The sequence below is a fragment of the Corynebacterium timonense genome (assembly GCF_900105305.1).
GTDB lineage: Bacteria > Actinomycetota > Actinomycetes > Mycobacteriales > Mycobacteriaceae > Corynebacterium > Corynebacterium timonense.
In genome coordinates this window covers 2,413,259-2,429,502 of the sequence record NZ_LT629765.1, presented here as the reverse complement: position 1 = coordinate 2,429,502, position 16,244 = coordinate 2,413,259, and the positions used below count along the sequence as shown (strand labels likewise).

Annotated in this window: 13 protein-coding genes; 5 read left to right on the top strand and 8 right to left on the bottom strand. The window is 67.3% G+C overall.

Features of this window, described 5'->3' with window-relative positions; genetic code table 11:
• Positions 1 to 29: 29 nt before the first annotated feature.
• The 4 genes from BLT81_RS11545 to BLT81_RS11530 all read left to right on the top strand — a co-directional run bounded on the left by BLT81_RS11545 (position 30) and on the right by BLT81_RS11530 (position 6,157).
• Positions 30 to 1,613 (top strand): HlyD family efflux transporter periplasmic adaptor subunit, encoded by a 1,584-nt coding sequence (locus tag BLT81_RS11545; RefSeq protein ID WP_019194861.1) that lies wholly within the window; start codon positions 30 to 32, stop codon positions 1,611 to 1,613.
• Positions 1,613 to 2,875 (top strand): ABC transporter permease, encoded by a 1,263-nt coding sequence (locus BLT81_RS11540; RefSeq protein WP_019194862.1) that lies wholly within the window; start codon positions 1,613 to 1,615, stop codon positions 2,873 to 2,875. The genes BLT81_RS11545 and BLT81_RS11540 overlap by 1 nt, the downstream gene beginning before the upstream one ends.
• Positions 2,876 to 3,817: 942 nt before the next feature.
• Positions 3,818 to 4,405, top strand: a complete 588-nt coding sequence (locus BLT81_RS11535) for a DUF3558 family protein (RefSeq protein WP_172812403.1) — start codon at positions 3,818 to 3,820, stop codon at positions 4,403 to 4,405.
• Positions 4,406 to 4,519: 114 nt separating this feature from the next.
• Positions 4,520 to 6,157 (top strand): hypothetical protein, encoded by a 1,638-nt coding sequence (locus BLT81_RS11530; protein ID WP_019194863.1) that lies wholly within the window; start codon positions 4,520 to 4,522, stop codon positions 6,155 to 6,157.
• Here BLT81_RS11530 and BLT81_RS11525 read toward each other — a convergent pair.
• The 8 genes from BLT81_RS11525 to msrA all read right to left on the bottom strand — a co-directional run bounded on the left by BLT81_RS11525 (position 6,154) and on the right by msrA (position 15,433).
• Positions 6,154 to 7,152, bottom strand: coding sequence for an alpha/beta hydrolase (locus BLT81_RS11525; RefSeq protein ID WP_019194864.1), 999 nt, complete (start codon positions 7,150 to 7,152; stop codon positions 6,154 to 6,156). The genes BLT81_RS11530 and BLT81_RS11525 overlap by 4 nt on opposite strands.
• On the bottom strand, positions 7,152 to 8,648 hold the full coding sequence (locus BLT81_RS11520) for a flavin-containing monooxygenase (RefSeq protein WP_019194865.1): 1,497 nt from the start codon (positions 8,646 to 8,648) through the stop codon (positions 7,152 to 7,154). The genes BLT81_RS11525 and BLT81_RS11520 overlap by 1 nt, the downstream gene beginning before the upstream one ends.
• Positions 8,649 to 8,654: 6 nt before the next feature.
• Entirely contained in the window at positions 8,655 to 9,809 is a 1,155-nt protein-coding gene (locus BLT81_RS11515; RefSeq protein WP_019194866.1) for an alcohol dehydrogenase catalytic domain-containing protein, read from the bottom strand.
• Positions 9,810 to 9,811: 2 nt separating this feature from the next.
• Positions 9,812 to 11,236: an MFS transporter gene (locus tag BLT81_RS11510; RefSeq protein ID WP_051011555.1), complete on the bottom strand. Its 1,425-nt coding sequence runs from the start codon at positions 11,234 to 11,236 to the stop codon at positions 9,812 to 9,814.
• Between the two features lie 129 nt (positions 11,237 to 11,365).
• Positions 11,366 to 13,192 carry a helix-turn-helix domain-containing protein gene (locus tag BLT81_RS11505; protein ID WP_019194868.1) on the bottom strand — a complete coding sequence of 609 codons (1,827 nt, stop codon included), beginning with the start codon at positions 13,190 to 13,192 and terminating at the stop codon, positions 11,366 to 11,368.
• 7 nt (positions 13,193 to 13,199) lie between these two features.
• On the bottom strand, positions 13,200 to 13,946 hold the full coding sequence (locus BLT81_RS11500) for an SDR family NAD(P)-dependent oxidoreductase (protein WP_019194869.1): 747 nt from the start codon (positions 13,944 to 13,946) through the stop codon (positions 13,200 to 13,202).
• A 33-nt stretch (positions 13,947 to 13,979) separates the two neighbouring features.
• Entirely contained in the window at positions 13,980 to 14,723 is a 744-nt protein-coding gene (locus tag BLT81_RS11495; RefSeq protein WP_019194870.1) for an SDR family NAD(P)-dependent oxidoreductase, read from the bottom strand.
• 68 nt (positions 14,724 to 14,791) lie between these two features.
• Positions 14,792 to 15,433, bottom strand: coding sequence for a peptide-methionine (S)-S-oxide reductase MsrA (msrA, locus tag BLT81_RS11490; protein WP_019194871.1), 642 nt, complete (start codon positions 15,431 to 15,433; stop codon positions 14,792 to 14,794).
• Between the two features lie 120 nt (positions 15,434 to 15,553).
• Between msrA and BLT81_RS11485 the strand changes: the two genes are divergently transcribed.
• Positions 15,554 to 16,156 (top strand): superoxide dismutase, encoded by a 603-nt coding sequence (locus tag BLT81_RS11485; protein ID WP_019194872.1) that lies wholly within the window; start codon positions 15,554 to 15,556, stop codon positions 16,154 to 16,156.
• The last annotated feature ends 88 nt before the right edge of the window (positions 16,157 to 16,244 follow it).

Genomic DNA, 16,244 nt, shown 5'->3' with positions numbered 1-16,244 from the left:
TGTAGATGAGTTTTTGCTAATCTGAACCGGTGAAAAATAAGTTCACCCTTATCCCCCTTGCCGCCGCCGCGTTCCTTTCGACCACACTCGCCGCCTGCGCAGGAGGAGGCGAACAGATCCCCCCGGCCGACGTGGTGGAACTCGCAGCGAAAGACCTCACGTCGCGCGTGTCTGTCTCGGGGACGGTGTCGTCGCGGGAGACGGTGGCACTGACCACCACTCTGACCAGCCCCGTCACGGACATACCGGTCCGCGTTGGCCAACCCGTCAACGAGGGCCAAATTGTCGCACGCATCGACACCTCGAACGCGCAGCGCCAGCTGGATTCACAACGCGCACAGCAGATAGCGTCGGATGTGACGATGCTTAACGAGATCGAACGCACACAGCAGCAGCTCGCGCAGCAACAGGAGGCGAACAACGCCGGCCTGAACTCCCGCATCACCGCCGCCGATGCGCAGTTGCGCGAAGCCACTGCCCGCTACGAGAAGGCAGTCGCGGACTTCACCGCGCGACAGGACCAGGTCAACGTCGGCCGCGACCCGGAGACTGTGCAGCGGGCCAACGCGGTCGATACTGCGCGCCGCAACGTCAACCTGGCGGGCCTGGACACGGTGCGGGCGGACCTGAACACCTACATCAACGCGCTCACCGAGCAGCCAGATACGCTCTCACCCATCGTGGGCATCCTGGAGGCAGACGAGCGCTACGCGGGGGCCCAGCGGGAGCTCAAGGCCGCGCAGCAGGCGTACGAGAGCGCGCTCCACGCCGTCGACGCAAGCCTCGGAGAGAAACAGGGCGCCGTCGCCGAGGCCTTCGCCGCGATGAACGACGCCGCCATCGCCCGCGACGCCACACAACTGGCCGTGCAGCACGAGCTGCAGGCCGCCGGCACCAGCGTCGACGCCGCGCAGCGCGGCCTCGAGGCGCAGCGGATCGCCGCGGAGGTGGGCCAGGCCCAGCTGCGCGTGGACATCGCCTCAGGCGACGTGCGCTCCCCGATCAAGGGCGTGGTCACCGAGGTCGTCGCCCAACGCGGCCAGCCCTCCTCCGGGCATCTTCTGACCGTGGCCAACCCGGATCGCCTCACGCTCACCGCCAACGTCAACGAGGTGGATTCCGGCCGCGTGAACGTCGGCGACGAGGTCACATTCACTACCCCCAGCACCGGGCTGAAGCAGTACAAGGGCCGCATCGCAGATGTGTCCTCCGTGGCGGCCACCCCACGCCCCGCGGAAGGCGCCCCCCAGACGCCGGCACGCCCCGAGTTCCCCGTCACCATCGACGTTTTCGGCGACACCGAGGGGCTCCGCATCGGCGGCTCGGCGAAGCTGCAGATCACCACCGACAGCGCGCAGGGGGCACTCACCGTGCCGCGCGAGGCAGTCATCGACGACAACGGCTCCTACTCTGTTCTCACCCTCCGAGAGGTCGACGGCTCGCCCGGCGAGTTTGAGGTCACCGAGCAGGACGTCACCCTCGGCATCATCACCGACCTCGAGGCCGAAGTTCGCGGTCTCGCCGAGGGCACTCGGGTGCTGAAGAACCCGGGCACCTACCGCCCCATGACGGGCCAGCGGGTGCAGGTTCCGGAAGCGACGCAGGAACCGTAGTGAGCCTTCGCGAATCCATCCGGCTCGCCGCCACGAGCCTCCGCGTGAACAAGATGCGCGCCGTGCTGACCCTCATGGGCGTCATCATCGGCATCGCAGCAGTCGTGGCCATCATGACCCTAGGCAAGGGCATGCAAAAGCAGCTCCTCAACGACCTCGAGCAGTTCGGCATTAACGACGTCTTCGTCGAGGTGTCAACCCGCACGAACGACGACGGCCCGGCCTTCACAGGGGGCCTCGGTGACGTGCCCCCGTCAGCGCTTATCACCCCCGCGATGGTGGATGACCTGCGAGGCTACCTCGGGGCGTCGATAAGCGGCATCGCCCTAGACGCGGGAAGCGACAACGGGCGCATCACCCGGGGCCTCAACGAAGGGCACGCCCGCCTCATGTACACCAACTCCGACTACGTGGAGATGCAGCACCACCCCATCACCGCCGGACGCCTCCTCACCCCCGAAGACATCGACGGCGACCGCAACGTCACCATCATTTCGCCGGAAATCGTCGCCACCTATTTCAACGGCGACCCGCAATCCGCGATTGGCCAGTTCATCGACGCCGACGTCAACGGCCGCTTCGTCTCCCTCCAAGTGGTCGGCGCGTACGGCCGCGCCGACGTGTCCTCCCCGCTCGTCGGCACGTTCGAGGACGCATCGATGTACGTGCCCTACCCGGCGCAGGCCCGCCTCGGCCAAGAGCCCGTCGAAGGGTTCCGCGGGCTGCAGATCCGGGCCGCGGAGGGAACCACCACCGACGAGATACGCGAAAACATTACCACGTGGGCCGACAGGGCCTACGCCGACGATCCCGACTACCACGCCGCAGCTCAAGACACCAAGAGTGACGTCGACCGTCTCAACCAAACGATGGCGCTCGTGAGCATGGTGATCTCCGCCATCGGCGGCATCTCCCTCCTCGTCGGCGGCATCGGCGTCATGAACATCATGCTCGTCTCCGTCACCGAACGCACCCGCGAGATCGGCATTCGCATGGCCCTCGGCGCCACCCGGCGCGCCATTCGCACCCAGTTTGTCACCGAAGCCATGATGATCTGCCTTCTCGGCGGAGCGCTCGGCGTTGCGCTCGGCACGGCTATTGGCATGCTCGGCACATCATTCATAGGAGCGATGGTTCTTCCACCGGTCGGGGCCGCGCTCATCGCGCTCTTGTTTTCGCTCGCCATTGGCCTGTTCTTCGGCTGGTACCCCGCCAGCCGCGCAGCGAGAATGCGTCCCATCGAGGCGCTGCGCTACGAATAGCCTTTTTAGCGTCGTTCTGGGGCTCAGTTCACCGGGCACGGGAGTTCACTCGAGCGCGCCGTCGGGTGCGCGCTCGCTGCCCACCGCCGCAATTCGGCCGGCAGCTTTCTCGTCGGCGGCGTGGGTCGAGCACAGGCGTTGCGATTGACCCCGAGCTCGGAGACGATCGCGCTGATCGCGGCCGCGGGGTCGACCCCAAAGCGAGACAGCCACACCCTTGGACTACTCGGCGAAGGTGGTTGGTGAGGCGGCGAAAAATACCTCATTTTCCCCAGCACCACGCTGGTTTCAGCGTGACCAGCACCAAGGGTCAAGTCCCCGAGCCGCCCGCGCGCAACGCAGAACTATGCGTTGCATAGTTGCCGCGCCCCAAAGTCCGCGGTGCGGGCTCTTTCGAACTATGCAATGCATACCCATAAGACCTGCAGCTGCGACATTGCAGACTTTCGCTACACGGCGCTTCCCCCCCGGCAAAACTATGCAATGCATAGTTGCCGCGCCAGCTTCCCCACCCAAAAGTCCGCAGTGCGGACTCTTTCGAACTATGCAATGCATACCCATACGACCGGCACCTCCGACATTGCGGACTCTCGCGACACGGCGCTCCCCCCCCGCCAAAGCTATGCACTGCATAGGCTGCGGGTTGAGCCGCGACAACGCGGAGCCCCTCGGGCCAGCCCACAAGCCGAAGCACTATGCAATGCATAGTTGCCGCGCCAGCTTCCCCACCCAAAAGTACGCACGCGAAGTTCTCCGTGTCCCGCAAAACTATGCAATGCATAGTCTCTGGGTTAAGCCGCGATGTCGCGGTCGATTTCATCGATTTTGAGCATCGAAGAATTGCGTGCAGTACCATCTGACGCAATAGAACGGCCGCTTAGCTCGCGGCCAAGGGGGCAACCGGCAGCAGAACTGTACGGTTTTCGATTGTGGGGGTATGCCATGAACGCACTTCGAAGTCTCGTTGTCTGTGTGGTTGCAGGACTGGCAGCATGCGGTAGCGCGCCTGCCAATGAACCGCTCACCGGAGCAGAACCAACGACGACTGGGCCGGTACAAGCCGGGGAGGTTTCTGCGTTCCATTTCCGTAGCGGAGACCTAGTTATCGGTGAATTTGATCCGCACACCATCGGCTCCGACCTTTTTAATCCATGCGCCGAGATCTCCGACGAAGAATTCGCGGCAGCGGGGTTCGTCGGGAAGATCGACCTTGGTTACGACTCAACAATGCAGAGAGCGTCGTGTTTTTTCGAAACCGACAACCCCGACATTCACGTCGGTTTTCTCAGCACCGCCGCGGACCGCGCTGCATCTTCGCAGCAAGCCCGCTTCATCGAAGGAATTGACCCCGGGGACATCCCACATGTTTATTTCTACGAACCGCCCGCCGGCGGCGGCGTGTGCTTTGCCGTTGTCGATACAGTGCGCGGTGCTTTCGGGGCTTCGGCGACATCGTATTTTCCCGATGAGGACGTCACCTCGCTATGCGAGCAAGCCAGCCGAGCCCTGCAAGCTCTTTACAGCCTCTAGCGCCGCGGTTCCAGTCACGTGCCCACTAAGGTGCGCACTGGGAGCACGACGGCTATAGGACAGCAGCGATACAGTACGTGCTAGTGCCTCGGGGGATAAACAAGGGGGAGCAAGGTGGGCAACCAATTATTGCTGGATGTCGTCGCAGTTCGTGACGCTGTTTCGCAGCTCGACCATACAGCGAGGCTGTTGTCGGGTTCGAGCACGCAGAACCGCTTCGTCTCGCTCGCCACCTTCTCCCCCGTCTCGGGCCTGGACATGGCGGGCCGGACGCACGGCACGATCGCGGGAACCTACGAGCCACAGGCGACAGGCGCCCTCGCCTCGCACATCCGCGACGCCGCCGTGCTCCTCGAGTCCAACCTCGACAACACAGTGCGGGCGGACGTCGATTTTTCTCGGCTGGTATCCCACATCGGGGTGGCGCGGGGGCTCGGTATGGTGTCGGCCGCGAACGCTCTGCGATCGCCGGCACCTGCGCCGCCGTTGGTGAACGCGACGACAGGCCGCTTCGCCAATGCCGCACCGGTGGCGGGGCCGCAGGTGTCGCTGCCGGGGCTCAATAGCTTATTTTCGACGACCAACCCCGCCGAAGCCACCTCAGCTTCTGGGCAATGGTCGAAAACGGCTGGCCTCCTCAGCCAGACCGTCGCCGCGCTCGACGGAGCGAAAGCGGCACTGGCCTCGTCGGCGTCGACGAGCTGGGTGCAGGCAGCGCTCGAGCGCCTCAGTCGCATCCAGTGGGCCGGGGGGACCTACGCTGGCCACGCCACCGCGCTGGCGGCGCACACAGCGAACCTTGCCGCGGTCGCTGCGGCGAACCAAATACTCACGGCCGCAGCTCACGCGACGTGGGTGGCTCTTCCATCCCTAGAGCACAAACTCGCGTTCGAGCAGGCGTTTCTCGTTCCGTTCCCGACAACGCTGACGTCCGGCTTGGTGCCCACGAACCCCGTGTTCAACCAGCTGCTTCCCGGGCTCAATGCGATGCCTGGCGGGAGCGTCACTCCCGGGGCCCCGCAGGCACCGACGGTCCCGGCGTTCGACGCAATCTCCTTGCCACGGGTCGTGTCGGAAGCCCTGCGCCAGCACGGCTACGGCCAGTTGGCCGAGCCGATGTCGCCGCACGAGGTTGTCTCGCAGTTCGGCGAGGTCACCCCCGAGGTGGTGCGGGCGATCTCGGAGGGAGCGACGCCGACACAGGCCGCGTCGCTCGCCGCGGCAAGCATGCCAGCAACGCTGGCCCCCGGAATCGCGAGCGCGGGCGGTATCGCGGATCCTCTTCTCCCGGCCGCTGGTTCCGGTGCCCACGCCGCGCCACGCTTGACGGGAGCGGCGGGTGTCCCGCTCAGCCTTGGCGCCGGGGCGGCACCCGCGGGCGCTGCTGTGAGGGGTCCGTCCGCTGGCGTTCAGAACGGCGAAAGCCGCGGCGGCGCCCTAGTCGGATCCCCGGGCGGGGGCCTCAACCGCGGCTTCAGCGGCACCGGCGGTCATGCCACCAGCATCGGCCCGGTGGCGACGTCGACAAGCACAGCCGCCAGCCGCGCTGTACCTGTCGGCGGACCTGTCAGTGGACCTGCTGGCGGTGCTGCGCCGCGCCGCGGCAGCGAGACCACCCGCAAGGGCGCCCGCGTGACGGCTGTCACCAGCGCGGTCGAGCGCGAGGGCAACCTGAGGGCGTTGCTCGGGCAGGCTCCCGCGGTGCTGCCGGGCGTGATCGGTTACAACGTCACGCAGCCGCAGCCCCGCTAGTCCTGCGTGCGCGCCCCGGCGCTGTCGACGATGAAGTCGGCGGCCTTGTTCAGGTAGCGCTCGCCGGTCGGGATCTTCGCCGCCGACGTGAACAGCCCGTGGGCGTAGCCGGACAGGTGCTCGTAGTGCACCGGCGCGCCCGCCGCGGCGAGCTTGGCGGCGTAGCGGGCGCCTTCCTCGGCGAGCGGGTCGTTGTCCACCGTGATCACGAAGGACGCCGGAAGGTTCTCGGGCAGCTCGGCGCGCAGCGGGCTAATGTCGGCCGCGGTGCGGTCCACGCCGTCCTCGATGTAGGTGTCCACAAACCACTTCATCGTGTCGGCGACCAGCGGGAAGCCCTCCGTCAGGCGCTGGTACGACGTGGAAGTGGCCATGTTCTCCTCCGTGAGGTCCACGGCCGGGTAGAGCAGCACCTGGCAGTCGACGGGGATGCTGGAGGCGCCCGCCACGGTCTCGTTGGTCAGGATGGCGGCAAGCTGGCCGCCCGCGCTGTCGCCCGCGAAGCTGACGGAGGTCAGGGTGACGCCGTGGACGTCGCTGCACTCGATGAACCACTGCAGGGCCTCCCGGCAGTCGTCGACGGCGGCGGGGTAGCGGTGCTCGGGCGCGAGGCGGTAGTCCACCGCGAGGACGGGCAGGCACGTGCGCGCGGCGAGGCGGCGGGCCACGGAGTGGTGGGTGCGCAGATCACCCATCACCCAGCCGCCGCCGTGCATGAACAGGATGCCGGCGGTCGGCTCGGAGCGCTGGTCCGTGTCGCGCGGCTCGTAGAGCCGGACGCGGAACTGCCCCACCTCGAAGTCGGTGTGCTCGGGCTCGCGGTGCTCCGTCAGGGGCGCCGCCTCGGTGTTGGCCACGTAGGTGTCGCGCACGTCCTCCACGGCGAACTCGTGGAAGGGCTTCGCGCCGCCCTCGCGGAAGGCCTGCAGCGTCGGCAGCGCGTCGGCGGCGACGGGGCGCTTGGTGTAGTCGTCGATAGTCTGCTCCGTTGCCATTACTGTGCCCCCTGACCTGCGAGCTCGGAGTCACTGCGGGACAAGCCGAAATCCTCCGGGTTGAACTCGGCGGTCAGCGCGTGGTACTCCGCGACGGTGCCGGACCAGTTGTTGATCACCTTGCCGTCCTCGTTCTTGTACCAGGAGGAGCAGTCGGAGGAGTAGGCGGAGTTTTCCAGGTCCTCTTGCACCTTCTCGTTGAAGGTGCGCAGGGTTTCGGGGAGGACTTCGAACTCGGTCTCGGAGCCGTCGAGAAGCTGGGTGAGTGCCTGCCGGACGTAGCGGTTCTGCGCCTCGAGCATGGTCACGATGGAGTGGTGGTTGAGGTTCGTGTTCGGCCCGTAGAGGATGAACAGGTTGGGGAAGCCGTCGACGGTCATGCCGAGGTAGGCCTCCGGGGAGTTGCCCCACCGCTCGTCGAGGGTCAGGCCGTCGCGGCCGATGATCTCCGTGCCGGCCTGGAAGGCCTGGCTGTGGAATCCGGTGCCGAAGATGATCACGTCGAACTCGCGCTCAACGCCATCGCTGGTGACAATGCCCTTCGGCGTGATGCGTTCGATGCCCTCAGTGACCAGCGAGACATTGTCGCGGTTGAACGTGGGGTAGTAGTCGTCGGTGCGCAGGATCCTCTTGCAGCCGAAGTCGAAGTGCGGGGTGAACTTCTCGCGCAGCTCCGGGTCCTGGATCTGGTTCTCCAGGTGCTCCTTGGCCAGCTTCATGCCCTCCGCGGCGGCGTCCGTCTGGCGGCGGGTGCGCTCGAAGCCGGCCTCGCGCTCGTCGTGGATGGAATGGCGCAGCTCGCGGTACACGTCCGGGTCGCGCTGGAACTCCGCGAGTTCCTCCTCGGTGAAGATGCGCTGGTTGCGCGGCAGGATGTAGTTCGCCGAGCGCTGGAAGACGGTCAGCTGCCCGACCTCGGGGGCGATCTCGGGGATGTACTGCACCGCGGAGGCCGCCGCGCCGATGGAGGCGACGCGCTTGCCCTTCAGGTCCACGTCGTGGTTCCAGCGCGCGGAGTGGAAGTAGTCGCCCTCGAAGCTGTCCAGGCCCTCGAAGTTGGGGATGCTGGGGGTGCCCAGCTGGCCCCACGCCGGGATGAGCATGCGGGTGAGGTACTCGTTTCCGTCGGCGGTGCTCACGCGCCACACTTTCTCGGCCTCGTCCCACGCCGCGCGGGTGACGTGCTGGTTGGTGCGCAGGTACTTCTCCAGGCCGAAGGTGGCTGCCAGGTTGTCCAGGTAGCGCAGCAGCTCGTCGTGGCTGCAGAACATGCGGGAGGCGCCGAGGTGGAGGAAGTAGCTAAAGCAGTAGATGACGGACTGGGTGTCGCACGCCGCGCCCGGGTAGGTGTTGTCGCGCCAGACGCCGCCGAGGCGCTCGCCCTTTTCCAGGATGAGGAAGTTGTCCACCCCGTCCTGCACGAACTGGGCGCCCTGGCCGAGGCCGGAGAAGCCGGCCCCGACGATGATGGCATTGTAGATGTGGTCGTTGGTCATTGGGTGTTACTCCTTATCTGCGTCTGTGTCAGCGGGGTCCGGGAACATGATGATCTGCCGCAAGACGCTGGCGTCCTGCAGGCGGTCCATGGCTTCGTTGATGTCGGTGAGCTCGATGCGCGAGGAGATGAGTCCTTCGGCGTTGAGCTTGCCGTCGCGCCACAGCTTCTCGTACTTGGGAATATCCACGCTGGGCACGGCGGAGCCGAGGTAGCTGCCCACCAGGTGGCGGGCCTCCGTCGTGACCTTCAGCGGGTCGATGCGAATCTCGTTGCCCGGCGCGGGCAAGCCGACGGTGCAGGTCACGCCGCCGGGGGCGGTGATCTCCCACGCCGTCTGCAGGGCGGCCGGGTGCCCCGCCGCCTCGATGACGGCGGCGAAGCGCTTCCCGGAGGCCTGCGCCTCGTCCGGGGACATGACCTCGGTCGCGCCGAGCTCGAGCGCCTGGGCGCGCTTGCCCTCCTGCAGGTCGATGCCGATGATGTCCTTCACGCCCACCGCCGCGGCGGTGATGATCGCGGCCATGCCCACGCCGCCGAGTCCGACGACGGCGAGCGTGTCATCGGGCTCAGGCTTAGCGACGTTTAACACAGCGCCCCCACCCGTCAGGATGGCGCAGCCGAAGATCGCGGCGATCTCCGGCGGGACGTCGCTGCCGACGGGCACGACGGAGCGGCGGGAGACGACGGCGTGGGTGGCAAAGCCGGAGACGCCGATGTGGTGCTGCACCACCTCGCCGTTCCTGCTCAGGCGGCGCCCGCCGCTGAGCAGGGTGCCGGCCTCGTTAGCGCGGGCGCCGTTCTCGCAGGGGATCTTCCCCTCGGAGCGGCAGCCCGGGCAGTGCCCGCAGCGCGGCAGGAAGGTCATCACCACGGTGTCGCCCACCTTAAGGTCCTCGACGTCGGGGCCGACCTGCTCGACCACGCCGGTTGCTTCGTGGCCCAGGACCATCGGCACTGGGCGCGGGCGGTCGTTGTTGACCACGGAGAGGTCAGAGTGGCACACGCCGGCGGCGGTAATGCGCACGAGCAGCTCGTCGCCTTCCGGGGCGTCCAGCTCGAGCTCGTCGACCACGATGGGCTTCGATTCCGCGTAGGGGCGCTCAGCGCCGGGGTGTTCCAGGACGGCGGCCTGGATGGTGCGGGCAACGGTTGTCGTCATAATTAATGCGTCCTCACTTTCAGTGCTTCTTCGGTCTCCGCCTCTGCGGCAGCGCGGGCCGCGGAGACGTTGACGTGCTTGTGGTAGTCGGCGGCGTCGATGTCCTCGAGGCGGGCGCCACGGGTCTCCTTCACCCCGACGACGAGGCTGAACACGGAGAAGGCAAGGATGGCCACGAGGTAGATGGCGATGGGCACCCAGCTGTCGAACACGCCCCACAGGTAGGTCGCCAGGATGGGGGCGAGGGAGCCGCCGAGGATGGAGCCCATCTGGTAGGCGGCGGAGATGCCGGAGTAGCGGGCGCGGGTGGGAAAGAGCTCCCCGAACAGCGCGCCCTCGGGTCCGTACATGAAGGACTGCGCCACGAGGCCGAACACGACAGCCGCGAGGATGATGGTGAAGTCCCCGGTGTTGAGCAGCGGGAAGTAGAACGGCGCCCAGATGAGCGAGAGGATGCCGCCGAGCAGGTAGGTTTTGCGCCGCCCGATCCTGTCGGAGAGGTAGCCGCCGTAAATCATGGCGAAGAACTGGATGATGTTGGCGATGAACATGATGAGCAGCACGTCCTGGCGGCTCATCGTGTCAAAGATGGTCAGGTACGTCAGGGTGAACGCGATGATGAGGTAGTACATCGCGTTCTCGCCGATGCGCACGGCCGTGGCCACCAGCAGTTCCTTCGGGTACTGCGTGATGACGGCGCGCAGGCCGGAGGAGGCGTGGGCGTTTTCCTCCTGCTGCTTGAGGGCCTCTTTGAAGATCGGGGCGTCCTCGACCTTCTTGCGGATGTAGTAGCCGATGAAGACCACGACGGCGGAGAGCCAGAAGGCGACGCGCCACCCCCAGTCCAGGAAGTCCTCCTCCGGCAGCAAGATGTTCGCGCTGAGCAGGACGATGCTGGCCAGGACGTTGCCCACGCAGGCCGCGGCCTGCGGGAAGGACGCCCAGAAGCCGCGCTGCTCGGGCGGGCTGTGCTCGCCGACAAGCAGGATCGCCCCGCCCCACTCGCCGCCCACGGCGAAGCCCTGGATAAAGCGCAGGGTGGCCAGGGCGATCGGCGCCCAGTAGCCCCAGACGCTGAAGTCCGGCAGGCAGCCCATGAGGAAGGTGGCCACGCCGATCATGATGAGCGAGACCTGGAGCAGGCTCTTGCGGCCGAAGCGGTCGCCGAGCTGGCCAAAGACGAAGCCGCCGAGGGGGCGGGCGATGAAGCCGATGGCGTAGGTCAAGAAGGCTGCGATGACCGCGTCGAGCGGGTTATCCCCGCCCGGGAAGAACGTCACGCTGAAGACGAGGGCAGCAGCGGTGCCGTAGATGAAAAATTCGTACCACTCGATGATGGTGCCGGCCATGGAGCCGGTGACAGCACGACGGAGGGTCGACCTATCCGTCGCGTCCTGGGCGCCGGGGGCCCGAAGAGCGCTTGACATCGGGATCTCACTTTCTGCCGATGGGGGAAGACAGCGTGAGACTTAGGTTACTTTCGGATAATTCTATGACAAGGGCTACTTTATGTAGATCTCCCTACTATCCCCCGACGGGATATATAGTTTCACACATCAAACAGAGCGTCCGCGGATCTGCCACGCCCGCAGCGCCAGGTGGATGTCGAAGGCGTGCGGCCCCGTGGTCCAGTCCTCCCCCAGCACGCTCGCGATCCTGTCCACCCTCTGCCGCACCGTGTTGTCGTGGATAAACAGGGCCTTGGCGGTGGCGCCGATGTTGCGCCCGTTGTCGAAAAACTCTGCGGCGGTGCGGGTCAGCTCGGTGCGATTCTGGGCGTCGTAACGCACGAGCGGCCCGAGTGTGTCGTCGATAATCGCGTCGATGGTCTCGCTGCCCGCGTTGAGCAGCAGCCCGAAGGAGCCGAAGGTCGAGGGCGTGGCCACCCGGTTGGCCAGGTCAAGGCTGCGCATCCCCGCGGCCAGCAGCACCGCCTGCGAATGCGCTCCGACGAACTCCCCGACGTCCGCCGGCAGGCGCACCGCCCCCGCGTAGACCTCGCTTTTCTCCTCCGCAGCGAGCGCGAGGATCGGGTCGAGCGCCTTCTCCGGCCCGGCCGGGGCGCGCACCACCGCGCACAGGTGGTCGCCGTGCTCGACGATGAGGCCGCGGTCGGCGAGCAGCCGGTCCAAGGTCACCGCGCTCAGCGGCCGCCGGCCAGGCGTGACGACGGCCACGTACAGCCCCGCATCCTCCTTCACGTCCAGCCCCGTCATCCTTTTCAGGCGGGCCACGTCCTCGTCCGCCGCCGTCCCCGCGAAGATCTTGCGCACGAGGTCGGTGGCCTGGCGGCTCTCCGCGGCAACGAGCGCCTCGCGGAACAGCACCATCGCCGCGAAGGTGAGCGAGGCGCGGTGGAGGATCCGCGCCTCCGAGTCGTCCACCACTCGGTCCACGCAGATCGCCCCCACGTGCCGCTGATTCACCGAGATCGCCAGCGCCGACACCCCCTCACCTGTGACGATGCCCCCTGCGGCCTCCGAGGCGGCGATCAGCTCCCGCATCGTCTCCTCGGCGACCGGGGCGCGCCCCGCCGCCAGCGGCAGCAGCTCGCGGTCGCGGAAGAACCACGCCGAGCACCCCAGCGTCTCGGTGATCACCTCGTGCACCCTGGTGAGCTGGGCGCCGTTCGTCAGCGCGTCCATGAGCATCGCGTCCGCCTCAGACAACGCCTCGAGCTGGCGGATCTGGCGCTCGCTCTGCCCCTGCGCCTCCTGCAGCGTCGCCACCGCCTCCTCCAGCTCCTCGATGAGCTGCGAGGTCTCAAACGCCACCGAGGCGAGCGACGCCAAGGAATCGAGCACGACAATCTCGTCGGCGGTGTAGAAGCGCGGCCGGCGGTCCCCCACCATCAGCGCGCCGACCACCTTTCCGTTATTGGTCAGCGGGGCGCCGAGGATCCCCCGGATCCCCTCGGCCTGCACCGCCTCGTCCACGTCCGGGACGTGGGTGACCTCGGGGTCCTTGCCGTGGTCGTAGGTCCACGAGGCCCTCTTCTTCGCCGCCACGTTGCCCAACACCCCCACCCCGAACGGGATACGGATGGTGCGGAACTTCTCGGTGACCACCCCGGAGGTCATAAACACGGAGGTGGTCGCCGTCTCCTCGTCGTTGACGCTGATGTAGGCCACGTCCGCGTTAATGATCTGCCGGCTGCTGTGCACCAGCTCCTCGAGCACCTGCATGGGGTCGCGGCCCCGGGAGAGATCCGTGGCCGTGCGCAGGATCGAGAGCGTGATGGTGCGCCAGCCGTACTCGATGCGACGGCTGTGTTCGAAGGCCCGGACCGCCTCCTGCTCGTCGGGCGAGAGGGCGTCGAAAAGCTCGCGGGGCACCGTCCTCCCGCGCTGCGTGTGCTCGAGGACCTTGACCAGCATGCTCATGGGTTCATCATCCCATGTGCAAACCACCGTTGACGTGGATCACCTCGCCGGTAATGAAGGAGGCCGCGTCCGAGCACAGGAAGGCAACGACGCCCGCCACCTCCCGCGCCGTGCCCAGCCGACCCAGGGGCGTGTTGGCCAGGAGAGACTCGCCGCTTCCCGCGACTAAGTCGGCCGACATCGCCGTCTCGATGATCCCCGGCGCCACCGCGTTCGCGCGGATCGCGCGCCCGGCGAACTCGAGGGCGATGCTGCGGGTGAAGGAGGCGATCGCCCCCTTCGTCGCCGCGTAGGCGCTGTGGTTGCGGCTGCCGCGCGCGCCCGCGATCGACCCGAAGGTGACCACCGCCCCGCCGTCGCGCACGTGCGCGGCGAGGTCGCGGGTCAACGCGAACACGGCACCGAGGTTGACCGCGAAGACGCGCTCCCACGCCTCGTCGCTCATCTCCGTGACGGGTGCCTCGGGGTAGACCCCGGCCGCGGGCACGAGGAGGTCCACGCCGCCGGCCGCCTCAACGAGGCCGACGAGCTCCGCGCGGGCGGCGGGATCCGTCAGGTCGCCGGCGGCAGCCCGCGCGCCGAGCTCGGCGGCGAGCGTGTCGACGCGCTCGGCGTCCACGTCCGCAAGGATCAGATCGGCGCCGGCCGCCGCGAACAGCTCCGCGCAGGCCGCGCCGATGCCGCCCGCGGCGCCGGTGATCAGCGCGCGCTGGCCAGCGAACGCGCTCGGGGAAAACGGGTGAGAGTGGTTCATGGGTGTCCTTCGCCGTTAGCGGTACCAGAGCCTTTAGCGGTACCAGGCGCCGTCGATGCTCATCCCGCCGTCGATCATGAGCGTGTGGCCGGTGATGTAGCTCGCCCGCGCGCTCAGCAGGAAGAGGATACCGTCGGCGATCTCCGCCGTCTGCGCCCAGCGCTTCAGCGGCGTGCGCGCGATGGTCGGCTCGGGGTCGAGCGCGCCCTCGTCGACGAGTGTGCGGGTCAGCTGCGTCTCCACGTAGCCGGGGCCCACCGCGTTGACGCGGATCCCGTCGGGCGCCCACTCCACGGCGAGGGACTTGGTCAGCCCCACGATCGCGTGCTTCGCGGCGTTGTAGTTCGCGCGCCCCGGCATGCCCAGCACGGCGGCGACCGACGCCAGGTTCACCACCGCCCCGCCTGCCTCCTTGAGCAGCGGGTACGCCGCCCGGCACGCCCGCAGCGCGCCGGTGACGTGGATGTCCATCACCGCCGCCCAGTCCTCGTCGCTCATCTCGGCGCTCGGCCGCGGGCGCGTCCCGCCCGCCGAGGTGACCAGCGCGTCGACGCGGCCGAACTCCTCGGCGATCCGCGCGAAGGCCCCGTCGACCGAGGCGGCATCCCCGACGTCGACACGCAGGATCGTCGCGTTGCCCCCAAGCTCCTCGCGGGCCTGCTCGAGCTTGTCACTATCGACGTCCAGCAGGACCGCCTGCCCGCCCTCACGGACCCACTGCCGGGCGGTCTCGAGACCGATCCCGGACGCCGCGCCCGTGACCACTAGAACCCGCATTGTTGCCCCCTTCTTCGGTGCTTGAGCCTAACTCCTTCTACCTTAGCGGGACAAAACTACCGACGGGGCTAAATCCCGCAGGCGACGCCCGTGGAGTGGTGCGGGCAGTACCCGTTGGGCACCTTGTGCAGGTACTGCTGGTGCTCGTCCTCGGCGAGGTAGTAGTCCACCTCGGAGCGGATCTCCGTGGTGATGTCGCCGAACCCGGCGCCAGCAAGCTGGCGGCCGTACTCCGCGACCCACTCGCGGATCTGCTCCGCCTCGCCCTCCGTGTCGGTGTAGAACGCCGAACGGTACTGCGTGCCCACGTCGTTGCCTTGGCGGAAGCCCTGCGTCGGGTCGTGCGCCTCCAGGCTCGCGCGCACCAGATCCTTCAGGCTCACCCGCTCGGGGTCGTAGACCACCTCGACCAGCTCGACGTGGTTCGTCGAGCCCGAGCACACCTCGCCGTAGGTCGGGTTCGCGGTCACGCCGCCGCCGTAGCCCACCGAGGTCGATTCCACGCCCTCCATCTGCCAGAACATCTTCTCCGCGCCCCAGAAGCACCCCAGCCCCACGAGCAGGCGCTTCTGCCCCTCGCGCCACGGTCCCGTGATCGGGGTGCCCAACACGGCGTGGGGGCGCGGGGCGGGCAAGACCGGCTGGCTGCGGCCAGGCAGGGCGCGGTCGGCGTCGACAAGTTCCGGCGTGCGTCCGAAGAGAAAACCCATGTGCGTTCCAACGCCCGCCCCGGCGCGTTTGTTCCCCGCGGACCATCATTGCGGGCACGCCAAAACTGTCTATCATGGGGCCCACGTCACAACTTCTTGATGAAAGGACGGTAGATAAACATGGCTGTGTACACCCTTCCCGACCTCCCCTACGCGTACGACGCTCTCGAGCCGCACATCTCGGCCGAGATCATGGAGCTGCACCACGACAAGCACCACGCGACCTACGTCAAGGGCGCTAACGCCGCACTCGAGGCCCTCGAGGAGGAGCGCAACGGCGAGGCCAACCCGGACAAGCTTCGTGCCCTGAGCAAGAACCTTGCCTTCAACCTGGGTGGCCACACCAACCACTCCATCTTCTGGAAGAACATGGCCCCGAAAGCCGGCGGCGCCCCGACCGGCGAGATCGCCTCCGCCATCGACCGCGACTTCGGCTCCTTTGAGAAGTTCCAGGCGCAGTTCGAGGGCGTGGCCACCTCCCTGCAAGGCTCCGGCTGGGCCGTTCTGGGCTACGACCACATCGCGGACCGCCTCATCATCCAGCAGATGACCGACCAGCAGGGCAACATCTCCGTTGATTTCACCCCGCTGCTCATGCTGGACATGTGGGAGCACGCGTACTACCTGCAGTACAAGAATGTGAAGGCGGACTACGCCAAGGCATTCTGGAACGTCGTCAACTGGGACGACGTCAACGAGCGCCTCGCGGCCGCTTCCAAGTAAGCACAGCACGGCACAGCGCCACGCCAGGCGGGGCCTTCCGGCAACGGGGGCCTCGCCTTTTCGCGTCTGTACGCGGGAGACCACACGG